Raw genomic sequence first — 21627 nt, 5'->3', positions numbered from 1 at the left:
CAGGCTTTTGCCATTGCTAAATCAGGACTAATATTTGACGAAACTTACAGAAGTACTTTAGTAAAAAAATAATAGAATTTTACTTGTTTTTTAGCACAGTACTTTGTTGGCAATAGTTTTTTATTCACAATCTGATTGTATTTCTTTATTTTTCCATTGAATCCAATATTCTTGTAATCCTTCAGGTGTTTTTTTTAGATTACTAATATTTAATTCGTGTCCTTTCAATGTAACATTTTGAAGTTCTTTTTTTCTTCTTTCCAATGATGGTTTATGATTCCAGCCTCCAACGTGGTCAAAGGAAGTATAAGCTTCACATTTTGAGTCAACGGATTTAAAAGGAATAAAAAGGGTATAAATAACTTTTCCACTTCCCATTCCTTGAGTTCTCATTTCAATTTCAGTAAAGTCTACTTTTTTATAATTCTTTTTGTGATAGAGTTCTTTTAGCTTTTTTCCAACAGAATTACTCATTTTATTCGAGAATTGATGTGCAATATCTTTTCCGTTTATAAATTCAGAACCTATATATTTCCCATTGCAACCTTTTTCTGTACATTCTATTCCATTCTTATCTAAAGTTTCCGATTCATTAATTTTCTTATTGTCAGTTTTACAATTTATTTGAAACAAGCTAATAAAATAGATGTAAATAAGTAGTTTCATAAGTTCGGTTTTTAATTATTGCCAACGTCCAGGGCTAAGCTCCGTTTCAATGGCGTTTAGCCATTGTTGGAGAGAGTGCCTTTGGCAGTCTCTTCGGAGCTTAGCCCTGGACGTTGGAAGAGAATGACGGAGGAATTCTCTTCCAACAATAGGATATAGACAATTGTCTATATCCAGTTTTTAAGTTCAGCACTAAAGTAATCTATTTTTACAGCCTTGCAAAGTGTTTTTTTATACCCATCGAGATTCCTTCGAGAATCTTCCTAAAAAATCGAATTTTTAAAATCTATTCTCGAACAAGTCTCGAACAAGTCTCGAACAAAACCACCCAAAAACAAGGTTTTTATGGCAAGTAGTGCCAATGTTAGACTCATGTGGACAAGTTGTGCCAATTCTTTTATTAGGTGCTAATTTGCGTTAAATACAACCTCTTTTAGCCAATGTGTGCCAATAGCAATCATTCTGCGCCAATAGTGGCTATGTGTTTGTTTTGTAGATAATTAGATAATACTTTAGTGGCATATTAATATCTAAATTTAATTATTATGGCGACTTTTGAAAAAGGCATTTTAGGTGGCTTCTCAGGAAAAGTAGGGAACATTGTCGGTTCCCGATGGAGAGGCAAAAACGTGATGCGTAGTTTACCTCAAAGAGGGAATTACACAGCTACGGAAGAACAATTGCTACAACGCGAACGTTTTAAAACGGTTGTTGCATTTTTAAATCCAATTAAAAGTGTGTTAAGCGCTTATTTTGGAAAGAAACAAGGCGACAAGTCTAGGTACAACCTAGCTACGTCTTACCACCTTACCGAAGCATTAACTGCGCTTCCATTAGGGGAGTTTGTTATTAACTATTTCAAGGTTTTAATTAGCAAAGGCGATTTGCGTGGTTTGGATAATCCTATTTTAGCCACGGCTGCCAACCAAGTGCTAAACATTAGTTGGGTGGATAATAGCGGACAGGGTAACGCCACTGCTACAGATACCTTGTTGGTGGTTGTGTTTTCAGCCGATTTAAATTTATTTCAGGTTTATGACGCTATTGCTACCAGAGATCTAGGCGTAGCACAAATTACCTTGCCTGGTTATTTGGCTGGGCTTGAAGTGGAATCTTGGGGTAGTTTTGTTACCGCAAACAAGAAAGATGCTGCCATAAGTAGTTACTTAGGCGCCGTTACTGTGTTGTAGTATCTTTTAAAACCCTTCTCTTTTTGCAGAGAAGGGTTTTTTATTGCCTTTAAATATCTTAAACCAACCACCAATAAATTACAATTCTGAATCATCAAAATCCAGACTGGATGTGTTCATTTGCATTAGGGCTCTTTGAAGCATGATTTTGTTCATTAATTTCTTCGGAAACAATAATGTTCCTCCCAATTTAGTACAAGGAATTTTGTTTGTTTTTACTAACCGATTAATACTTCTACGGCTCATTTTAAAATAAACCATGAGTTCTTGAACGTTAAGCCATTCTTCGTCTGCGCTGTTTATAAGAAAAGGATACTGGTCTTTATTGAGTTTTTGACGCTTTAAAACTACGGAGTTATCTGCTTTCATATCACCTGATTTTTTTTGATAGATACTTAGGGAGAAACTATCTTAAAATGTAGCTAAGCTAAGATAAGTTTTTTTTTAATAGGTTGTTCTTGAAAAGGAAAACTGAAGTCTCAATTATTAAAAATGAAAATGGTTATCAAGCTTTAGTTTTTTTAAGACCAAAATATCATGTCTTGATCTGTTTTTATTAGAGTAAAATTCAATTCTTTAAGTAGGTAGATAGAACCCATATGCATTAGGGTACATTGTGTGGTAATTTCTTTTACTATCTCTGTTTTAAATGCCCAAGTTATAATAGCTAAAGAGGCTTTTTTTTTGCATATCCATTTCTCCTTTCTTATTTTATAATACCGTAGCTAAGATCTATGGTACATGATTTTTATACCCATGATTTATATCTATTGTGGCTTTTAAAATAAAATTGACTTATTTAAGGCATATTTGTGTTATCAAAAAATTGTTTTAGGGTTTGGTTATAGGCATCAGCAGCATTTATATATGGAAAATGTCCTTCATTGTGAAATGTAAATACCTCTGCGTTAGGATATAATTCTTTTAATTCCTTTTGCAGGTTTAAACTTATTAACGGGTCATTATCCGACTCTATTATTAGTTTTGGAATTTGTTTAATAAGACTGCTATTAGGGTTTATGGTGAAAGGGTCTATAACCACATAATACCGATTGATGAATTGTTTTTTAGTAAAGGGTAAAGAAGGCAAAAATGCAGTTAATACAGGGTTGTTATTTGCTGCAGGAAGTAATTTTTCTTTTAATGATTTATCTCTAAAATACCCAATTAGAATTTCAGGTAACAATGGAATAATGTTATTTTTTGTTTGATTTTCTTTGGCTATTTCATCATTAGGCGGAAATGTGTTTCCAAAAACGGCTTTTTTAACTCTGTTAGGCATGGTTTTAACAAGATATTGCGCAATATATCCACCCATTGAAGTTCCTACAACATTAAAACGGTTCACATCCTCATTAGCTAAAATGCCTTCTATCCCTTTTCGTGTATCTTCTAAATTAGTAATGGCATCAGGAAGAGAAAAGCTAATTACCTTATAATCTTTTTCAAATAAAGCTAGCTGTTGCCACCATAAATCATATGCTCCTCCCATTCCATGTATAAATAGAATCGTATTAGAGCCTTTGCCACTAGTATAATAAGTCCAATCTAAACCATTCACGCTAATAGTTTTTGTAGGCTTTTTATAGAATTCTTTTAATAATTGAGAAACGTCATCGTTTTTATTATATTTCTCAAAAAAATCACCCTTTGTTATCGGGATTAGGTATAGTACTGCTATGCCAATTATAAGGATTCCTATAATTATATATTTCTTTTTCATTTTGGTATTACTCATAATAGTGCAAGTCAATTTCCATATTATATAGCCACTAAAGTAGTTAAAATGAGTCATGGTATCCTAAATATTTGGCCATACTTTGTCCACATGGTTCATAAATAAAAGGGGAGATGTGCTGTGTTAGGTTTTTGAGGGTTTTAAAGAACAGACTTCCTTTTTTGAAAATAACATATTTTTGTGTAATACTCTAAGATGAAATTTTTAAGAATTTGTAGCTTGTGCTATATACTTTTTTTTTTGTTAACAAGTAGTTGTTAGTTAGTAAGTTGGGTAATAATTTTGATTAGGTAACTAAACTAGGATACAAGTAAAAAACAGATTTTAAAATATTATTAAATGCCTAGTAGTTGTTTTTTTATATATAAGATTTACATTTAACATATAAACCAGCCGAATGAAAATTTTATTTATTGTTTGTTTCATCTTTACTACATCCTTTTTATCCTTTGGGCAGGAGCGCTTTCTAACACTTAGCTCTAAAGACTCCATAGATAATAAACCGCAATTTATAACCAGTTTGGGAGCCAATTTAAAACTAAATGGATACTACAATGTGTTTGGAGGTTTACAAGAAAGCGAAACCTTTAATGTTGGTGCTATTAATGTGTTTGGAACCGATGATACTAGTAGTTTAAATGTGGATATGTATCAGTCTCAAATACAATGGAACACGGTCTATATTCGCGACAATGGCACATCTGTTTTGGCTATTGTGGAAGTGGATTTTTGGGGAGGAAATGGTCATTTAAGGTTGCGTAAGGCTTATGTAGAAACAAACCATTGGCAAATTGGTCAGAACTGGAATAATTTTGGAGATGAAGATATATGGCCAAATATTATGGAATGGGAGGGACCGCCTTCTGGAGTTTGGGTAAGGTCGCCTCATATAAAATATACCAACCAATTTAAAAATAATAAATGGGAGTATTCCTTTAGTTTGGAAGCGCCAATTACCGACTATGTTCGCTATGGTGAATTAGAACCATTAGTAGAAGAAACGTATCAAAATACGCCAGATGTTACTGCGGCTTTATCTTATAAAAAAGATTGGGGACATATTAGGTTTGTGTCTTTATTGCGAAAAATTAATTACAAGTTGGATGATGAGAATAGTAGCTTTGCAGGTTATGGTGTTGCTTTAAGTGGAATTTATAAGAAAAATCTCAATAATTTTCAATTTCAGTTTACCGGAGGGAAAGGAATTACGGCTTATTTGACAACAATTGCTGGTTTTGGTTATGATGGCTATCCAACAGTTAATGATAATTTTAATGCAACTCCTGCCATTGGTGGCTGGATGTCTTACGAATATTTTTTCTCAAAAAAATGGCATAGTAATGTTGTTTTTGGATACACAGATTTTAATTTGGATAATGTAAAACGCTATATTCTAGTTGATGGTTTGGATAACCCTGAAATATATTCGGCAGGAGATGTTGTTCATACCCATTATTATGGAATTGTAAATGTAATGTATGAAGCTTTTGAGCGTATGACTTTTGGACTGGAGTTAGATTATGGGGTAAAGCAATTAGAAGCGAATGGAGAAGTTAATAATCAATTTGTAGCTTTAAACCAAAAACGTGATGCCATGCGAATTAGTTTTGGCTTTATGTTTTATTTCTAAAATTGGAAACTAATGAGATGAAGGTTTTAAACTTAACACAATAACTACTTACACTAACTTTTCCGTGTTTTGCTTCTAGCTGGCTTTCATGTAATGGTTGGTTTCTTTATGAATGTCCAAAAAAAAAACGTTTGATAATTAATTGAATTTTTATTTGGATTAGCTTATTTTGACTCCTCCTCCTAATATTTCACGGACAGTTGACCAAAAGCTCATTAAAGAACTCGAGGATCTATCAGAAAGTTCCGAAAGTAATAACAAGTTGTTCAAGAATAGTTTGAGGTTTTCATCGTCTGGGCGGTAATATGCCATATGCCATTCTGAAAAGAACCTTTTGTCCACCTGATTTTCCCAAAGGAGCGTAACTGTATGATGTCGTTTATCCGTTTTAATCTTTTCAAAAACTTCGAGCACATCCTTTTTCTTGCCTTCAAGAATTTGGACAAACCTGTTGTTGTGGTAGATAAGACAACCGGAAATGTTTCTCTTTGAATTCTCAATATTAGCAGTTTCAAGAATATCGTCTAAATCTTTAAGGTTTAGGCCAGGCCTTGATATAGAATGATAATTTAGTTGATACATGTATTAGTTTATTTGATTGGGATGACACTAAAAAGAGGTTTTTGAAGCATCAACAAAACCATGTAAAATTAGTAAGTTAGCCGCTTTTATTGATTTTGTAGCCAACAAACATGATTCTTATCTCGAGTTACATTTTAAATGTTGATACCTTTTCTGTAACGTTAATAAAACCTTTTATTTTTCTCCTTCCCAACAGTTTAATTCGTTGTCATCATTCATAATTGCCAAATAGTAATCGAAAGTGGCTTCATTGGTGTCGATTGTTGTAGTGTTGTTCTCATCAGGGCCATATTCTACAGAATAAAAACATGTTTCTCCACAAGCTTCAATCACTACCCATACTTGCTCTGAGCAAACATCAATGCTATCGTCATCACTTGAACAAGAGGTTAAAAAGGCAAGAGAAATTAATAAGGCGTAGGTTTTTCTCATTTGTAATATTGTTTTAAGGGGTTTCTTTAATTTATTGAATCTGAAAAATAGGTGTGAGCTTAAAAATAATTATTCACGATTTTAAAGGTAGTATTTTTTATAGGTTGTGGAATGAAGTTTCTAATTAAATTTATCTTTCCACTCCTGTTGTTTTAATTTGGTGAGTGAGTCCAGTTCTTTTATGTAATTTGATTTCCAGGCAGTTCCATTTATTTTTGTTAGATATTTTTCTATTTGAGCATTGTAAATTTCAATTCCGTTTAATTCTGTTGTACTAACTACGCATCCAAATCCGATATTTTCAAATCCGTACTTGGCACTTATTTTATTCATGTCCCTTGGTGAAATAATTAATTCGCCAATCCATATTTTTTGAGGTGTGTTCTTAGCAATATCGTTTTTTGCTGTTAGATAATTAAAGCGATTAAAAAAACCAAAATACCATAAACCAATAACAAGGAGAATCATGGTAACTCCACTAAATAGTATTGTTTTTTTATTCATGACTCAAATTGTATTAGATACGAAAACTGGAAGAAAGCCTGTGTTTTTTTGCTTTGGTTGTGCACGGAACTCAGTCTTTTTTTCTTTGAAATATTATAATGCTCCAACTTCGAATTCCGATTTGACGTTTTTTTAATTACAAACAGATATGCTATATAAACACTAAATATAAAACAATTAAAAACCAAACTTTGTTATTTTAAATCAAGCATGTCAATTCGGTTTCCAATGGTAAAGGCCTTCATTTCTGTTTCTAGTTTGTTGAAATCGGCTTGTTTTACTTTTCTAATAATCTCACCGTCTTTCATTAAAAAAATCTCATCGCAAGTTTCCGCTAATGTTGAAAATATGTGCGAAGAAATAATCACTGTTTTATCTAGGTCTTTCAGTTTTGATATAATTCTAGAAATAATGAGATTGCTTTGTATATCCACTCCATTAAAGGGCTCATCCAGAATAAACACCTTATTTTCCTGTAATAAGATGGCCGTTAATGCCAGTTTCTTTTTCATTCCTGTAGAGTAGGTTGAAGCATATTGCTCTAAAGGTAAATCGAATATGTTTCCCTTTTCCATATCTGTTATTTCTATGCTTCTAGCATTAGCAAGGAGTTGTATGTATTCTTTTCCTGTAATTTTAGAAAAAAAGAAAGGTTCTGTTAACAAAAGTCCGAGGTGGTCTTTTAGTTTTTTAAAGTCAGATTGTATGTCTCCTTTATAAGTTTCTAAGCCAGAAATACACCTAAATAAGGTTGTTTTTCCTGCTCCGTTTTCGCCAACAATGCCGTAGACTTTTCCTTTTTCGAATTCTAGATCAATGGCGTTTAGGACCTGATTTTTGCCATAAAATTTTGATAGGTTTGTTATTTTAATCATTCTAAAAGAGAGTTTAAACGTTTTATAGATTGCGAATAAAAGAAGGGTGCAATAAACAATAGAATTGGCGGAAATAATAAGCTACCTGCAATTAAGATGCCTTGAGATATATTCATTTCTTTTGGAAACGAGGCGTATTTTGCAAAAATGATAGTAACTAAATAGAGGTAGCAGGTAAAAAGTACTATCAATAAAATGCCAATCTCATTAAAAAAGAAAATACCTAAGGCCATAAGTGATGGTAAAGATAAAAGCGAGAAATTTAATAAACCTGTTTTTACTTTTTCTGATAAGAATTCTTTTGATGATACATTGTAACTCCAAACAAAATATTCATTTTCTATTTTGGAATAATAAGACATACAAGTAATGCCAATCATAACCATTGAAAATACACCAAGATTAAAATTTCCAACTTCAATAGAAATATAGGTTAAAAAGTAAGCCATTGGGAAAATGAAAAATGTTTTTCTAAAACCAACTGTAAATTCAAAAGGTTTTTTGCCAAAGGGGGTTGGAATGGTGATGTTTAAATTGGTGTTGAAATTAAAAACCGTCATAGAAATAGCCAAGATACTAAGGGCAATTATATATAGATATAACCCTTTATATGCTAAAAAAATCAGGAAAGGTAGGCTGTAAATAAGATTCTCTACGGCTCTTAATTTGAAATAATCCATTTTATTATAGATGGACTTGAGGAAATCATTTCTTTTAGGTTCACTTGATTTCGAAATAAAACCCAGTGCAACAAAAATATATAAATAGCTAGCAAATTCGGTTTTTGAGAATAGATAATTAGAAATAATTATAAAAACACTTGGTATTAGTGTATAAGCAATTAAAAGAGGGAGTCCGAAAGCAATAATATTTCTATTAAACATTTTAAATTGAAGTTCGAAGTATGTTTTCATTTAAAGTTTAATGGGTGTATTTGCGGTTTTATAGCGTGATTAAGTTACTAATGTACTTATTTTAGTACTAGGGTAGGAGTTGTAAATAAACCTGCCCTGAGGCAGGTTTTAAAAATTGTAATAAATCTTTATTATAATTTACGGATTTGTAGACCATAAAGCGGCGCTTTTAAGCATGGCTCTTCTTGGCAGTTTTAATCCAGCTACAATTAATTGCGCAAAATCTTCAGGCTGTAACACGCTGTCTTCGGAGTCTTTATTTGCAATTCCTAGATCGATGGACATATCAGATGCTATGGTACTTGGTGTTAAAGTACACACTCTAATATTGTTTTTCCTAACTTCTTTCATTAAAGATTCAGACATGCCAATCACGGCAAATTTGGAAGCAGAATAGGCAGATGTACTGGCATTTCCACTTAAACCTGCCGTAGAAGAGATGTTAATAATATCACCTTCATTCTTACTTATTAAATGTGGCAATACTTCTTTAGTCACATAATACATACCCATGACGTTGGTTTGTATTATTTGGGTCCATTGACTTACTTCCATCTCATTAAAAGTTCCAAAAGCGGCTATTCCTGCATTGTTTACCAAAATATCTACGGAACCTAATTTTGTTAAAAGACTTGAGATTCCTGTTTTAACTTCCTCATAATTACTTACATCAAATACCGCATAAATAGCATTTACACCGTAAGCCTCCAATTCTATAACTGTTTCTTTTAAAGCCGCTTCATTTCTTCCTGTAATTGCAATGTCTATGCCTTCTTTTGCAAATGCAAGGGCTGTTGCTTTTCCTAATCCGCGACTACCGCCAGTAATAATGGCTTTTCTGTTTTTTAAATCTGTCATGTTTTGTTTTTAATATCAATGTATATATTGAAAAATTATGTCTATTATATTTCTTCTTTAAACGCTTTTAGGAGCTTAAATTAGGGATAAAATTACTTAAATATATTTAACTAGAGCTGTGCTTTGGCATTTCCTTAAGTTTTTTTTAAAGGAAATAAATATCTGTTTTTTATGCCTCACGTAATATTTTAGACATCTTTTTACCTTTCGCTAATTCATCAACAAGCTTATCTAAATATCTAGTTTGTTGGGTTAGTGGGTTTTCTATTTCTTCTATCCGATAGCCACAGATAACACCTTTTATAAGTTGAGCATTGGGATGTAATGTGGCTTTTTCGAAGAAGGTTTTAAAGGTTGCTTTTTTGTCAATAAGTGCTTGTACTTTGGTTTTATCAAATCCAGTAAGCCATTCTATAACCTCATATAACTCGTCTTGGGTTCTGCCTTTCTTTTCTATTTTAGTTATATAGTGCGGAAAAACAGAGGAGAAGGTCATGTTTGCAATCCGCTCATGATGTTCTGGTGTTGTTTTCATTATTGATGGTTTTATTTCAAATCCAATTATATTTTAGAAAGTTTCCCTAAAAAAAGGATGCTTGTAATCAGCTATTTCTATGAGATTAGGTATTAAAAATTATAATTTTAGGTGACACTTTTTATTTTTTTTAATCCAATCCATTCGTGCTCAATACCGGTCATTAATAAAGCGTTATCGAACATTACAGAACCCTTTGGAAAGATCCTTTCATTTTCAAAAAAACTTGATTTTACATTTTCAACTTCCAGCAGAGAGACTTCCCAATTATAGGCTTTCAACTCAAGGCCTTCAAAGTCTGTATTGTCAGGCGAATATCCAACAGAGCCATTCTCAAAAAAATCTGAGACACATTGTAAATTTTCAAAGACACTTTCTTTATTCCATTTATTAGTTTTTTTCGCTTTGATAGATAAAGACGTATTATCGTCACTAATAAAACTCACTTCATAAACTCCATCTTTTTCATTTACTGTGAACTTAGCTAAATGATGAATTCCAGGAAAAATAGTTCCTCCTGCAAGAGAATTTAGTTTAGAAGATGTGTCTCTTCTTGGAATATAAACACCTTCTTTTAGGTTGCCATTTTCTATCCATTCTACGGCTATTCTATGTGCTCCGTTTTCAGATGAAATACCCATTTGTTTAGGAAACCCTTTCGGTCTAATTTCTTTTAATCTAATAAGGCAAATCCCTGCAATTCCTTTTCCATTTACTAATTTGGGTTTGAAGGGTTTTGGTAAATAATTTTCTAGAACCTCTTTATCAATTTGGTAGTTGATTAAAATGCGTCTGTCAATAATTCCTTTTATTTTTGGTATTCTCATCGCGCTCTATTTCATTTTCTCCCATTGCTAAGGCAAGTTTTACTTTTTATTAAGTAATAGCTCTTTCTCAAACACCATAGAAGCCATGGGTTTTATTCTACATTGTATTTTCCGTTTGCCCAATTTATGGTTGGTTCCATCCATTCTTTTAAGGGTTTAAATAAAAATCCATGTCCCAATCCGGTATTCAGTTCTATTTCTTTAAAATGTTTTATGCTACAAGTGGAGGTCTTCTTTCGTTCTAAAGATGAAACACCAAATGGGTCTGAGGCCTCATAAATGGTTAGAATATTGCCACAATAATTGATTTCAGGGAAGTTTTGAATATCGGTATTTCGATAACTAGCAATAAACACAAAATTTAAATCGGGATTATTTGCTAAAGTTGAAACATATTGAGCAATGTAGCCACCTTTTGAAGTTCCTACTACAGTAATACTGCTTGCTTTTATTCCACTTTTTATTAAGCTGTCAATTTGGTTTACAATTCCAACGGCGTATTCTCTAGCATTCACATTTCCGTTTCTTTTTTCACTAAATACTTTAAAACCGTTTTTTTTAAATTTAGAAATAATTTCGTTGTATTCTGTCCGTCCAAATTCAGGATGGATTTCGTCCAATTCGTGTTCTTCTATAAATCGGTTATGAAGAAAGAAAATAAATCGGTCATCATTTTTGCTTTCAAAGGCAAACACAGTTGAGCAAATAAGAATTCCTATAAACAGACTTAAGATTTTCAAGTTTTGGTATTAAATTTTAGCTTTCTTGCTTTTCGTTTTTCTGCCAAGGAAATTTCCCTTCTAATTCCACTTGAAGAGACAGGCTTAAAAAGGTTCTTATAATAACGATTAAACCTAAAATAGAAACAGATCTTAGCGTTGGTTCTGTTACGACGGTAGCCATAATATCCGCCGCAATTAATATTTCAAGACCTAAAAGGATGGACTTTCCAACTGCTTGTCGCAACTCAATATATGTTAGTGGGTTTTTGCTTTTAATTGAAAATAGAAATTTGCCAATAGCGTATAAGGAACCAAATAAAATAGTTAGAACACCTATAGATTCCATTATTTTTGCGACATAATCGATATAAATATTAATGTTTTCCATGCGTTATTTTAAAGGTTTTAATTTTTTGCTCACGTTATTAAACACATCTTTTTCCGCTTCTGAGTTCAGAATTAAAATGTCTTTGGAGTCGGCGTCAAATTCGTTTAAATCAATAACCTTTATATCTTGATTATTATAGGTCTTATAATAATATTTAAGCGCATGCGGGTCTCTAGCGCAAGTAACCATGGTATAATCTGCATGAACTACGCCATTAGATACTTCTCTTGAAAAGCCTTTAGGAATATCGAAATTATTTAAAATATGAAAGACTTCTTTCACCGTTTCAAAAGTAGTTTCTACTGGGTCAGCTGTAGCGCAAAATGCGGTAGCTCTAACAAAACGTGAAGGTGGTGTAAAATCGCCAGGAATGCCATACATACCAGAACCTTGTCCTAATTGTGGAAAAACAAGACCTTCTATAGTCATAGAATCTGCGTTTTCAGGTTTTAGGCTGGTGTAGTTTCTTAAATTAGTCATATGCCAATCGAAACTTGGAGAGTTGGTTAAAACACCTATCGGATTATTAGAAACAACTAATTTACCATTCATAGGCTCAATCACAATGCTGTTCCCATTTTTATCGTAAACGGCATAATGAAAAGGTGGTGCCGTTGGTCCCCAATTATCAAGTACCGTTGGAACGATAACAACTTCGTTATTTTCAACAGCGGCACGCACTTCTTCTACTGTTGCAAACTGAGAGAGTACCCAATGATTAAAATCTAAAGGCGATAACGCTTTACTTTGGTTTTCTTTGGTTAATGGTGTGTATTCTGCCAATGTAGGAAAAAAGAAAATCCCACTAGACAAGCCTGCGCTGTTCATGCCGTCTGCAATAACCATGTCTTGAAAGGTGATCATTCCAGTAACAGCATATTTGGTTTTATATTTTAACCCATCGCCATTATCTGTTTTTCCTACAAAAGAATAGTTTCTTGGAATGGCTACCAATGATGAAGATATTTCAATTCCAAATTCTAAGGTTCTACCACTAACAGCTTTGCCATCTGTGGTTCTTAACATGATTCCTGTACAGGCATCTGCGGCACTTTGAGCAAATAGCATGATGAATGTTGCTACAAATAGTGTTCTTATACGATTTGTTATCATAATATAGGGTTGGTTTATTTATTTAAAAGATATTAATTGAATAGCATATTGTATTGGATTAAAACTTAAGTATTTTTTATTTCCTACAGCTAAATGTGTGAGGAACTTAAAGCGTTAAATTTTCATATTAATGATGCATTTCTAACTTTTTAACTATGGCAGAAGTGGCATTGTCTGCATACATGCCATAAGCATTTACAACCACGCCTTTCATATTGTATTTGGTGGAAGAAATAGCGTAAACTATCATGTCGTCTCCCGGATCTGTCATGCCATCAAACCTATAGATTTCATCTATTTCAAAATCGTCTGGAGACAGTTGCACAGAGGTTTTGTGACATATTAAACACTCTTCCTCGCTCATTAAAGAAAAATTGGTGGTATAGCCTCTTTTCAATAAATCGTTAGTGGCTTCACTTACGGTGTCATAATTTTTTTGTTCCATGATATGTTTATTTTACTCACTTTATTTTATTTGTTCCATGTGATATGTTTTATCTATTTGCCACACGGAGCTTGTCGAAGTGCAAGCTCAAAGCTCTTAAACAGATTGATACGAACATACCTTTATTTTAAATCCTTAGAATTGCTGTAAAAAAACAGGCCTATTTCATTTAAGAAAAAAGCAAGGTCAAAAATGATATTTTAGTTCTATAAAAGTAATCAATTTTACGTAGTTAAACAGCTGTCAAAGATGTTTTGTTGTTATCATACTATTAAAGGTTCCATGAAAATTGCTAATTTGTCAGCCACTACAATATGGCATGTTAATTGAATCATTCCTTGCTTCAACTTAAAGGTTTTTTAAACCATCTACAAGCTAACACATGCAGCATCTTAAAAGTAAGACCGAAGAATATAAAAATAAGAAAGATAAAGTAACCATGGCTAAAGCCTTTAAAACCATTATTTGGCCTAGGCGTAAATTGGTGTTTTTCGGTTTAATTCTTATTGTTTTAAGTAGGCTTTCTAGTTTGGTGTTACCATGGAAAAGTAAAGCGTTGTTAGACGATGTCATTCCTAATAAAGATTACGACCAGCTGTATACCTTATTATTAATCGTAGGGATTGCGATTTTAGTGCAAGCCGTTACCTCGTATTTATTGACTAAAATTCTTAGTATTCAGGCGCAATATTTAATAAGTGAATTAAGAGCGCAAGTACAGAAAAAAGTCTTGTCTTTACCCATTAGTTTTTTCGATAATACCAAATCTGGAGTGCTTGTATCCAGAATCATGACAGATGTAGAAGGTGTTAGAAACTTGATTGGTACCGGATTGGTGCAGATGGTAGGAGGGACTATAACCGCTGTAATTTCACTAATTCTTCTTATAAAAATTAGTTTGTCCATGACACTATTTGTGCTGGTTCCCGTGGCTATATTTGGTGTTATTGCCTTAAAGGCTTTTGGATATATCCGACCTATTTTTAGAACTCGTGGCGTTATCAATGCGCAAGTAACTGGTAGGCTAATTGAAACTTTAGCTGGAGTTAGAGTTATAAAAGCTTTTAATGCTGAAGAACAAGAAAATAAAACCTTTGAAGATGGTGTAGAAAAATTATTCCAAAATGTAAAAAAGAGTTTGACTGCAACCGCAATAATGACGAGTTCTTCAACCTTTTTATTAGGATTAGCTTCTACTGGAATTATGGGAATTGGAGGTTATAAAATAATGACAGGCGATTTAACCGTGGGAGACTTTTTATCTTTCACCTTACTTCTAGGATTTATGATTGCACCCATTGTGCAAATGAGTAATATTGGAAGTCAGCTTACAGAAGCCTTGGCAGGTCTTGATAGAACCGAAGAGTTAATGAACATGACAACCGAAGAAGATAATGAAAATAGAACCGTAAAACTAGAAACCATTAAAGGCGATTTGGTTTTTAATGATGTTTCGTTTCAATATGAAGAAGGAAAACCAGTGTTACACAACATTCATTTTGAAGCGCCTTCCGGTTCGGTTACTGCTTTGGTTGGTAGCTCGGGTTCAGGAAAATCTACCATTGCGGGATTAGCGGCTACTTTTTTAAATCCGAAATCTGGAACCATTACCATAGATAATCAAGATTTAAGTCAGGTAAATTTAAGTAGTTACAGAAAACACTTGGGAGTGGTTTTACAAGACGAATTTCTTTTTGAAGGCACCATTAGAGAAAACATTTTATTCCCTAAACCAGATGCTAGCGAAGCACAATTGCTGCATGCCGTAAATGCCGCTTATGTAAATGAATTTACGGATAGGTTTGACGATGGATTAGATACCCTTATTGGAGAACGCGGTGTGAAACTTTCAGGAGGTCAACGTCAGCGTTTAGCCATTGCAAGAGCTATTTTAGCAGATCCTAAAATAATCATTCTGGACGAGGCAACTTCCAATCTAGATACAGAAAGTGAAGGTTTAATTCAAAAAAGTTTGGCCGAATTAACAAAAAACAGAACCACTATTGTTATTGCTCACCGTTTAAGTACCATTAAAAAAGCAGATCAGATTTTAGTAGTTGAAGCTGGCCAGATTGCTGAACGTGGAACGCATGATGAACTAATCGCTAAAGAAGGGCGTTATTATGATCTTTACACCTACCAGGCTAAGATATAATTTGACTTAACTATTGTAAATTATAGTAAACCAATTCGCTGATTGGAACGTAGGAGGTCTTTTAAGTCGAGATTTTTATTGGATTGTTTTAATATTGGAATTATTTTAAGAAATAATAATGCTGTAATATAGGCGTCTCCAGAAGCTGTATGTCTATCGTGTTGCGGTATGTTAAAACGCTCTGAAAGGCTGTCTAAACTAAAGTGCATCTTAGAAGTGTCAAGTTTCGTTTTTTGAAATAGAACCCCTGTGTCTAGTACTTTATTTTTGAGTTTTGGTAAGCCCAAACGTCGTAGGGCTTTGTTTATTATGGCCACATCAAAAGCGGCGTGATGAGCAACCAAGACGGCATCTTTAATATGTGCTAAAAATAGGATGATGGCTTCCTCTTCACTTATTTTTTTTAAAGATCCTTCCTTTAATAACCCATGGATTTTAACCGTTTCAGCTTTAAATAAGTCTTGCTTTAAGTAACATTCTAGTTGATCGATAACATGAATGCTATTATTTAAAATAGCTACATTTCCAATAGATAAAATCCGATCTTCTTTTATGTCGAGCCCTGTAGTTTCAGTGTCGAAAACCACAAACCTCACACTATTTATATGATTGTTAGTAGCCTGTTTAAAATGGGCTTCATAAGCTTGCCAATATTCAGGATATATGCGTTTTTTAAACCAGCTCATAATTACATTAATTGAGATAATTTAAAACGTACTTGAATAAGCTCTTGAATGGCCTTTACGGCTTTAAAAGCACTTTTTAATTCCAGTTTGTTCGCTTTACTTAGGGTTTGTAAATTAATATACCTGCCAGAATCTTCATGTAAAAGTCCTTGTTGGGTTCTAAAATAAAGAAGGTTTTTAAAAGCTTCAATACATGCAAAATACAAATCGCTGTTTTGAGGTTCTAATTCTGCTAGTTTTGTATAACGAGCAATGGTGCTGTTATGTGCTTTAATTTCTTTAGAAAGAATTAAAAGTCTGGCCGCATCTACCAAGGGCATGATGGCTCTGGCTTTAATATCAAACTGGTCTTTATGTTCTCCAGAATCTTCAACAAGAAAGTTTCGGAAAAAACTTAAAGGAGGTGGGTTTTGTAAGGCATTTAATCCGAGATAATTTAAGAAAATCTCATAAGAATCTATGGATTTAAAAATACTATCAGATAGCTGGTCTACCATATCTGAATCTCCGTAAACCCTTTCAAAATCGAAAAAGATGGTACAAAGCATCAGGTTATCTTGATCTGGTTTGGTAATCCAACGTTTAAATTGGGCTTGCCATTGTGAAACCGATAAGCACCATTTTGGATTGCTACCCATCATATTTGCAGGGCAAAATTCAAAACCTACTTGGTTTAATTGTATGGTAATCTCTTTTGCCAATAATAGAAAATAGTCTTGGGTTTGTTGGTGTAATTCTGGGCTAACATCTTCAAATACCAAACAGTTATCTTGGTCCGTTAGTAATAATTGTTCTTGGCGACCTTGACTTCCAATGGCCAACCAAGCAAAAGGGACAGGGGGAGCTGTGACCATTTTACTAATGGCAAACTCTATAATTTTATTGGTAAGGCTATTAATAATGGCAGAATTGATGCTAGTAATATAGCGAATTGGTAATTCTTGAGCTATATAACGATTTAAGAGCTGTTGTGTTTTTTGAATGATAAGTTGAAGTTCTTTGGTCGTGTTTGCGCGTTTAATTTCTTTTACTAAGACCGAAGCATTATTTTCTCTAACAACTATAATGTCATGCTCTGAAAGCACCCCTTTTAATTCTGATTGGTTACTACCATCTTCTGTAATACATAAATGCGTTATTTTATGTTGAAGCATGGCTATTTGTGCCTCGGCAACGCTAATGTTTTTGGGGTAGGTAATAACTGGAGCCGACATAATTTCTGTAACCGGTTTATCTATAGAAACAGTTCCCGTGGCAATCTTAACACGCAAATCTTTATCGGTTATAATGCCAATAGGTTTTTTGTTCTGGGTGATAATTATAGAACCAACCCGTTTTAAGGTCATTGTTTTTGCCGCTTCTTGAATGCTTGTTTCGGGAGAACAATGAATGGGATTTTTAGAATAGCTAGCTGAAAGTTCTTCGTTAAAATCCGGCATATCCGCTGCGTTTTTTATTGCCCCATCAATAAAACTATCTGTGGTATTAAAATTTGAATTAGATACAAACGTTTGTAATAAAAATGTACTTGCTTTTTGATTAACCGTAATATACTCGGTTAATAGATTTGCAGAAATACTATAAAGAATACTTTCCTCCATAGCCATGGCACTTAGTTGATAGGTGCCTTGACGCATTAGGGCTCTTAAACCAAAGATGTCTCCTTCGTCGCATTCATCAACCAAGTTAGAATGGTTGTTTCTATATAAACCTATGGCTCCATCTTTAACAATGTAAAACTGATCTTTAACAGGTGTTTCAGTTTCAAAAACTATTTGCCCTTTTTCTATATAATGAACTTCAACCGCTTGAGATATGGCTAATAACTGTTCCGTTTGCAACATGCTAAATGGCGGATGATTTTTAAGAAAATCGGAGATACGTAAAGCTATGGTATTCATACAAGCAAGTTATATAAAAAAAGGATTTAAAAACATGAGATTTGTTAGGTTTCGGTTTCATTTGAAATAAAATCCTATTATCAGATCATTTCAAACTAAATAAACACACTTTTTAACGAACCTCTATGCTAAGGTTTAAATATGCTTATCTTTGTGGCTTGTAATAAATACCAGATACATGTCTTTTAAAAAATTAATAGAACCACTTAAAGATGCTTTAGAAGCCCAAGGTTTTGAAGCCCCTTTACCTTTTCAGAAAAAAGCACTTTCAAAAATCAAAGGAGGAGCTAACCTGTTTGGTATTGGTCCAAAAGGCTCTGGAAGAACCACTACCATGGTTTTAAGTGTGGTTCAAAAACTGCAAGGTAAAGCAGTTGAAGAAGCGCCTAGAGCTATTGTTTTTGCAAAAGACAAAGATGCCGTTCTGGAAATGTATCGCGAGTTTAGAAAATTCACCAATAGAACAGATTTACGAGTTTATTGTGTATATGAAGAACATAATATTGATGCACAACGAGACGATATTTATGATGGCATTGATATTTTAATTACCACGCCACTTCGTTTTAACAAGTTATTCTTTATGAATAATATCAATGTTAGAAAGTTGCAACTGTTTGTAGTTGATGATGCCGAGTTTCTGTTTCGCGGTTCTTTTTTAAGTGATGTTTCTAGACTTCCTGAAAGTTTAGAACGTTGTCAGTACCTAGTTTTTTCAACTAAATACGATGAACGTTTTGATAGATGGCAGGAAAAGTTTATGTTTAATTCCCAGATGGTTGTTGTGAAATAAGATGATTTTAATATTGTTTTAAAATTGTAAAAAATGATAACCTTAAATTTTTATAAGTTTAAAGTATGTCGCTATTAATAACTGCAGAAGAAAAGTTAAAAGAACGTATCAAGGAGCTTACTTGTTTGTACAATGTGAGTTCTTTTGTAGCAAATTCAGATCTTGATAATTTAGACCCTACTTGGCAAGCTATTGCTTATAGTTTGCAAGAGGCCATTAGATATCCAGATGAAGCTTCTGTAGAAATCAAAATAGAAGACCAGCTTATTTCTGTTGGCGAACATTCTAATAATCATGTATACATAGTTTCTGCGATTAAGGTTTTTAATAAACCTATTGGCTCTGTTAAGGCTGGTTATCCTAAATTAAAATATAATGAGGATAGTTTTTTAAATGAAGAAATTCAGCTAATCAATAAAATTGCTCAAGAAATTGGTAATTTGATTGAGCGTAAGCATATTATTGAAAATGAAGCTTTTTCTAAACGCCAAATGGAACGCGCCGACAGACTAGGTATTTTAGGTGAAATTACTGCTGGAATTGCCCATGAACTGAATACGCCTTTAGCTAATATTCTAGGTTATACAGAACTTTTAAAAGAGCAATTTAAAGACAATAAACCTGTTAATAGCGATTTAGATAAAATTATTAATAGTGCTATTTTTTCTAGGGAAGTGGTTAAAAAGCTCATGTTCTTTTCTTGCGACATGCCGCATCAAATGGAATTAAGAAACATAGTGCCTATAATTCAAGATGCTATTGGACTTCTTAATCCTAATTTCAATAAAAAAAACTTAAGCTGTCAGCTTCAAATAGACAAAGAGGAAATCCTACTTCGAGTTGATGCCATTCAATTAACGCAGGTAATTTTTAACTTGGTAATCAACGCCATTTATTTTTCACCACAAAATGGGTTTATTAAAATACTGGTTTCAGATACGGGTAAAAATGTGCTATTAAGAATTTCAGACGAAGGTCCAGGCATTAAAAAAGCTAATTCAGAAAATATTTTTAATCCGTTTTTTACAACAAAACCTGTAGGAGACGGTTCTGGTTTGGGGTTAAGTGTTGTGCATGGTATTGTTAAGAGCCACAAAGGCAGCATAAAATTTGAGGACAACTCTCCAAAAGGCACTATTTTCACAATTCTACTTCCTAAAAACTAGCTTATGAGCTTAAATAAAGAAAATATTTTATTGGTAGATGACGATGTTCATATTTTGGAACTTTTACAACGCCATTTAAAATCTTTAAATTATCATACTTATAAAGCCATATCTGTTAAAGAAGCTATCGAAATTTTAAAAGATAAATCGATAGACCTATTAATAACAGATCTAAAAATGCCTGGAGTAGATGGCTTGGAACTAGTAAAATATGTCTCAGATCATTTTCCAGACATCCCAAAATTGGTAGTAACGGGTTACCCTTCTATTGATGGCGCTTTAGAAGCTATGAAGTCTGGGGTTATGGATTACTTGACCAAACCTTTTACTAAAGAGGAGCTTAAGATAGCTGTTTCAAAATCACTTCAATTTAATTCGAAAAAGCAGAAAATAAAGGAACAAAAAACGCAACCTACAAGTATTTCTTATGGAGAATTAATTGGGAATTCTGAAGCCATAAAAAAAGTGACTGAAGTAATTGAGCGGGTAAAAAACAATAAAGCCACTGTTTTTATTACAGGTGAAAGTGGTACTGGTAAAGAACTTGTAGCACGTTCCATTCATTACATGGGACAATTTGCTAGAGCACCGTTTATTGCGGTAAACTGTGGCGCTATTCCAGAAAATCTTTTAGAAGCGGAATTATTTGGATATACAAAAGGTGCTTTTACTGGAGCAAACGAAAATAGGAATGGTTTTTTTCAAGCCGCTAATAATGGGACTTTATTTTTAGATGAAATTGGTAATGCCTCCATGGCAACCCAATTAAGGTTACTTCGAGTGCTACAAGAGAAAGAAGTAACTAGAGTAGGGTCTCAAAAAGTAGAAAAAGTAGATGTAAGGGTTATTGCAGCCACAAACATCGATTTAAAAGACCTTATAGATAAAGGTAAATTTAGAGAAGACTTATATTACAGGTTAACAGTAGTACAATTAGATGTGCCACCTCTCCGAGAACGTCTAGAAGATGTGACTTTATTAACCGATAAATTTTTATTTAAATACGGTGTCGAATATAAGGACCGATTGATGAAAATATCTGCAGACGCGCTTCAAGTTTTAGAACGTTATTCTTGGCCAGGAAATATTCGAGAATTGGAAAACGTAATTCAACGTGCTGTTATTATGTGCGATAAACAAGTGGAGATAAAAGATCTTCCTGAGCATTTAAAATATCAAATAGATTTCCCGAAGCAAGACGGACTCCTAACTTTAAAAGAAGTTGAGAAAAACCATATACTAAAAGTGTTGGCTGCCACGGACAATAATAAATCGCAAGCCGCAAAAATTCTTCAAATTGATAGAAAAACGCTAAGCGAAAAAATAAAATAGGCTTTATTTTGATGCGTATAAATTCCCCAAGTGGGTAAAAATTACCCAGATTTGTTCATGCTTAAAATCGCTTTTATATTAATTAATATAATGATAATGAGTATTTTAAGTTTTATTTTTAATTATACTTACAAAGTTGGCATAAGAGTTGCCTTAAATGGTATGATTAAAAAAA

The 21627-nt window shown here is 33.2% G+C and carries 23 protein-coding genes; 6 read left to right on the top strand and 17 right to left on the bottom strand.

Annotated features, from left to right (window positions below; translation table 11 throughout):
• Nucleotides 1-120 precede the first annotated feature (120 nt).
• A complete protein-coding gene (locus IEV77_RS11300) occupies nucleotides 121-666 on the bottom strand; it encodes a hypothetical protein (RefSeq protein ID WP_188464791.1) in 546 nt (181 codons plus the stop codon).
• 545 nt (nucleotides 667-1211) lie between these two features.
• Here IEV77_RS11300 and IEV77_RS11295 point away from each other — a divergent pair.
• The gene (locus tag IEV77_RS11295; RefSeq protein ID WP_188464789.1) at nucleotides 1212-1856 is read left to right on the top strand and encodes a DUF6266 family protein; all 645 of its coding nucleotides are present in this window, start codon (nucleotides 1212-1214) and stop codon (nucleotides 1854-1856) included.
• A 78-nt stretch (nucleotides 1857-1934) separates the two neighbouring features.
• On the opposite strand, the gene IEV77_RS11290 is transcribed toward IEV77_RS11295, so the two are convergent.
• Nucleotides 1935-2225, bottom strand: a complete 291-nt coding sequence (locus tag IEV77_RS11290) for a helix-turn-helix domain-containing protein (RefSeq protein ID WP_188464787.1) — start codon at nucleotides 2223-2225, stop codon at nucleotides 1935-1937.
• Between the two features lie 430 nt (nucleotides 2226-2655).
• Nucleotides 2656-3579: an alpha/beta fold hydrolase gene (locus IEV77_RS11285; protein ID WP_229736654.1), complete on the bottom strand. Its 924-nt coding sequence runs from the start codon at nucleotides 3577-3579 to the stop codon at nucleotides 2656-2658.
• A gap of 412 nt (nucleotides 3580-3991) precedes the next feature.
• On the opposite strand from IEV77_RS11285, the gene IEV77_RS11280 reads away from it, so the two are divergent.
• Nucleotides 3992-5224, top strand: a complete 1233-nt coding sequence (locus tag IEV77_RS11280; protein ID WP_188464783.1) for a DcaP family trimeric outer membrane transporter — start codon at nucleotides 3992-3994, stop codon at nucleotides 5222-5224.
• A 159-nt stretch (nucleotides 5225-5383) separates the two neighbouring features.
• Here IEV77_RS11280 and IEV77_RS11275 read toward each other — a convergent pair whose 3' ends face one another.
• The 12 genes from IEV77_RS11275 to IEV77_RS11220 all read right to left on the bottom strand — a co-directional run bounded on the left by IEV77_RS11275 (nucleotide 5384) and on the right by IEV77_RS11220 (nucleotide 13419).
• Nucleotides 5384-5806 (bottom strand): BLUF domain-containing protein, encoded by a 423-nt coding sequence (locus tag IEV77_RS11275; RefSeq protein WP_188464781.1) that lies wholly within the window; start codon nucleotides 5804-5806, stop codon nucleotides 5384-5386.
• A 174-nt stretch (nucleotides 5807-5980) separates the two neighbouring features.
• Nucleotides 5981-6238 (bottom strand): hypothetical protein, encoded by a 258-nt coding sequence (locus IEV77_RS11270; protein ID WP_188464779.1) that lies wholly within the window; start codon nucleotides 6236-6238, stop codon nucleotides 5981-5983.
• A gap of 120 nt (nucleotides 6239-6358) precedes the next feature.
• The gene (locus tag IEV77_RS11265) at nucleotides 6359-6742 is read right to left on the bottom strand and encodes an FEKKY domain-containing protein (RefSeq protein WP_188464777.1); all 384 of its coding nucleotides are present in this window, start codon (nucleotides 6740-6742) and stop codon (nucleotides 6359-6361) included.
• A 194-nt stretch (nucleotides 6743-6936) separates the two neighbouring features.
• Nucleotides 6937-7617: an ABC transporter ATP-binding protein gene (locus IEV77_RS11260; protein ID WP_188464775.1), complete on the bottom strand. Its 681-nt coding sequence runs from the start codon at nucleotides 7615-7617 to the stop codon at nucleotides 6937-6939.
• Nucleotides 7614-8531, bottom strand: coding sequence for an ABC transporter permease (locus IEV77_RS11255; protein WP_188464773.1), 918 nt, complete (start codon nucleotides 8529-8531; stop codon nucleotides 7614-7616). Before IEV77_RS11255 ends, IEV77_RS11260 begins: the two co-directional genes overlap by 4 nt.
• A 138-nt stretch (nucleotides 8532-8669) precedes the next feature.
• Nucleotides 8670-9389: a 3-ketoacyl-ACP reductase gene (locus IEV77_RS11250; protein WP_188464771.1), complete on the bottom strand. Its 720-nt coding sequence runs from the start codon at nucleotides 9387-9389 to the stop codon at nucleotides 8670-8672.
• 169 nt (nucleotides 9390-9558) lie between these two features.
• Entirely contained in the window at nucleotides 9559-9924 is a 366-nt protein-coding gene (locus IEV77_RS11245; protein ID WP_188464769.1) for a DUF2200 domain-containing protein, read from the bottom strand.
• Between the two features lie 107 nt (nucleotides 9925-10031).
• On the bottom strand, nucleotides 10032-10751 hold the full coding sequence (locus tag IEV77_RS11240) for a DUF2071 domain-containing protein (RefSeq protein ID WP_188464767.1): 720 nt from the start codon (nucleotides 10749-10751) through the stop codon (nucleotides 10032-10034).
• Between the two features lie 92 nt (nucleotides 10752-10843).
• Nucleotides 10844-11491, bottom strand: a complete 648-nt coding sequence (locus IEV77_RS11235) for an alpha/beta hydrolase (protein WP_188464765.1) — start codon at nucleotides 11489-11491, stop codon at nucleotides 10844-10846.
• Nucleotides 11492-11507: 16 nt separating this feature from the next.
• Nucleotides 11508-11861, bottom strand: a complete 354-nt coding sequence (locus tag IEV77_RS11230; RefSeq protein ID WP_188464762.1) for a DUF1622 domain-containing protein — start codon at nucleotides 11859-11861, stop codon at nucleotides 11508-11510.
• A 3-nt stretch (nucleotides 11862-11864) separates the two neighbouring features.
• Entirely contained in the window at nucleotides 11865-12974 is a 1110-nt protein-coding gene (locus IEV77_RS11225) for a linear amide C-N hydrolase (RefSeq protein WP_188464760.1), read from the bottom strand.
• A 127-nt stretch (nucleotides 12975-13101) separates the two neighbouring features.
• Nucleotides 13102-13419: a phosphoribosylpyrophosphate synthetase gene (locus IEV77_RS11220; RefSeq protein ID WP_188464758.1), complete on the bottom strand. Its 318-nt coding sequence runs from the start codon at nucleotides 13417-13419 to the stop codon at nucleotides 13102-13104.
• Between the two features lie 382 nt (nucleotides 13420-13801).
• On the opposite strand from IEV77_RS11220, the gene IEV77_RS11215 reads away from it, so the two are divergent.
• Nucleotides 13802-15574 carry an ABC transporter ATP-binding protein gene (locus IEV77_RS11215; protein WP_188464756.1) on the top strand — a complete coding sequence of 591 codons (1773 nt, stop codon included), beginning with the start codon at nucleotides 13802-13804 and terminating at the stop codon, nucleotides 15572-15574.
• A 20-nt stretch (nucleotides 15575-15594) separates the two neighbouring features.
• On the opposite strand, the gene IEV77_RS11210 is transcribed toward IEV77_RS11215, so the two are convergent.
• A complete protein-coding gene (locus tag IEV77_RS11210; RefSeq protein ID WP_188464753.1) occupies nucleotides 15595-16260 on the bottom strand; it encodes a 3'-5' exonuclease in 666 nt (221 codons plus the stop codon).
• A gap of 2 nt (nucleotides 16261-16262) precedes the next feature.
• Nucleotides 16263-18161: a DUF294 nucleotidyltransferase-like domain-containing protein gene (locus IEV77_RS11205; RefSeq protein ID WP_188464751.1), complete on the bottom strand. Its 1899-nt coding sequence runs from the start codon at nucleotides 18159-18161 to the stop codon at nucleotides 16263-16265.
• Between the two features lie 178 nt (nucleotides 18162-18339).
• On the opposite strand from IEV77_RS11205, the gene IEV77_RS11200 reads away from it, so the two are divergent.
• The 3 genes from IEV77_RS11200 (at nucleotide 18340) to IEV77_RS11190 (ending at nucleotide 21452) form a co-directional block, all read left to right on the top strand.
• Nucleotides 18340-18954, top strand: a complete 615-nt coding sequence (locus IEV77_RS11200) for a DEAD/DEAH box helicase (protein WP_188464749.1) — start codon at nucleotides 18340-18342, stop codon at nucleotides 18952-18954.
• A gap of 65 nt (nucleotides 18955-19019) precedes the next feature.
• On the top strand, nucleotides 19020-20120 hold the full coding sequence (locus IEV77_RS11195; RefSeq protein WP_188464747.1) for a sensor histidine kinase: 1101 nt from the start codon (nucleotides 19020-19022) through the stop codon (nucleotides 20118-20120).
• 3 nt (nucleotides 20121-20123) lie between these two features.
• Nucleotides 20124-21452 carry a sigma-54-dependent transcriptional regulator gene (locus tag IEV77_RS11190; protein ID WP_188464745.1) on the top strand — a complete coding sequence of 443 codons (1329 nt, stop codon included), beginning with the start codon at nucleotides 20124-20126 and terminating at the stop codon, nucleotides 21450-21452.
• The last annotated feature ends 175 nt before the right edge of the window (nucleotides 21453-21627 follow it).

The organism is Xanthomarina arctica, from assembly GCF_014638915.1.
In the GTDB taxonomy this organism is placed as follows: Bacteria; Bacteroidota; Bacteroidia; order Flavobacteriales; family Flavobacteriaceae; genus Xanthomarina; species Xanthomarina arctica.
Note: the sequence above shows the minus strand (reverse complement) of the source record. Positions and strands in the feature narration are given on the sequence as shown.

What these genes read in the sequence shown, in the direction of transcription:
- IEV77_RS11300 (WP_188464791.1), bottom strand. Translation starts at nt 666, where the DNA reads ATGAAACTACTTATTTACATCTATTTTATTAGCTTGTTTCAAATAAAT.
- IEV77_RS11295 (WP_188464789.1), top strand. Translation starts at nt 1,212, where the DNA reads ATGGCGACTTTTGAAAAAGGCATTTTAGGTGGCTTCTCAGGAAAAGTA.
- IEV77_RS11290 (WP_188464787.1), bottom strand. Translation starts at nt 2,225, where the DNA reads ATGAAAGCAGATAACTCCGTAGTTTTAAAGCGTCAAAAACTCAATAAA.
- IEV77_RS11285 (WP_229736654.1), bottom strand. Translation starts at nt 3,579, where the DNA reads ATGAAAAAGAAATATATAATTATAGGAATCCTTATAATTGGCATAGCA.
- IEV77_RS11280 (WP_188464783.1), top strand. Translation starts at nt 3,992, where the DNA reads ATGAAAATTTTATTTATTGTTTGTTTCATCTTTACTACATCCTTTTTA.
- IEV77_RS11275 (WP_188464781.1), bottom strand. Translation starts at nt 5,806, where the DNA reads ATGTATCAACTAAATTATCATTCTATATCAAGGCCTGGCCTAAACCTT.
- IEV77_RS11270 (WP_188464779.1), bottom strand. Translation starts at nt 6,238, where the DNA reads ATGAGAAAAACCTACGCCTTATTAATTTCTCTTGCCTTTTTAACCTCT.
- IEV77_RS11265 (WP_188464777.1), bottom strand. Translation starts at nt 6,742, where the DNA reads ATGAATAAAAAAACAATACTATTTAGTGGAGTTACCATGATTCTCCTT.
- IEV77_RS11260 (WP_188464775.1), bottom strand. Translation starts at nt 7,617, where the DNA reads ATGATTAAAATAACAAACCTATCAAAATTTTATGGCAAAAATCAGGTC.
- IEV77_RS11255 (WP_188464773.1), bottom strand. Translation starts at nt 8,531, where the DNA reads ATGAAAACATACTTCGAACTTCAATTTAAAATGTTTAATAGAAATATT.
- IEV77_RS11250 (WP_188464771.1), bottom strand. Translation starts at nt 9,389, where the DNA reads ATGACAGATTTAAAAAACAGAAAAGCCATTATTACTGGCGGTAGTCGC.
- IEV77_RS11245 (WP_188464769.1), bottom strand. Translation starts at nt 9,924, where the DNA reads ATGAAAACAACACCAGAACATCATGAGCGGATTGCAAACATGACCTTC.
- IEV77_RS11240 (WP_188464767.1), bottom strand. Translation starts at nt 10,751, where the DNA reads ATGAGAATACCAAAAATAAAAGGAATTATTGACAGACGCATTTTAATC.
- IEV77_RS11230 (WP_188464762.1), bottom strand. Translation starts at nt 11,861, where the DNA reads ATGGAAAACATTAATATTTATATCGATTATGTCGCAAAAATAATGGAA.
- IEV77_RS11225 (WP_188464760.1), bottom strand. Translation starts at nt 12,974, where the DNA reads ATGATAACAAATCGTATAAGAACACTATTTGTAGCAACATTCATCATG.
- IEV77_RS11220 (WP_188464758.1), bottom strand. Translation starts at nt 13,419, where the DNA reads ATGGAACAAAAAAATTATGACACCGTAAGTGAAGCCACTAACGATTTA.
- IEV77_RS11215 (WP_188464756.1), top strand. Translation starts at nt 13,802, where the DNA reads ATGCAGCATCTTAAAAGTAAGACCGAAGAATATAAAAATAAGAAAGAT.
- IEV77_RS11210 (WP_188464753.1), bottom strand. Translation starts at nt 16,260, where the DNA reads ATGAGCTGGTTTAAAAAACGCATATATCCTGAATATTGGCAAGCTTAT.
- IEV77_RS11205 (WP_188464751.1), bottom strand. Translation starts at nt 18,161, where the DNA reads ATGAATACCATAGCTTTACGTATCTCCGATTTTCTTAAAAATCATCCG.
- IEV77_RS11200 (WP_188464749.1), top strand. Translation starts at nt 18,340, where the DNA reads ATGTCTTTTAAAAAATTAATAGAACCACTTAAAGATGCTTTAGAAGCC.
- IEV77_RS11195 (WP_188464747.1), top strand. Translation starts at nt 19,020, where the DNA reads ATGTCGCTATTAATAACTGCAGAAGAAAAGTTAAAAGAACGTATCAAG.
- IEV77_RS11190 (WP_188464745.1), top strand. Translation starts at nt 20,124, where the DNA reads ATGAGCTTAAATAAAGAAAATATTTTATTGGTAGATGACGATGTTCAT.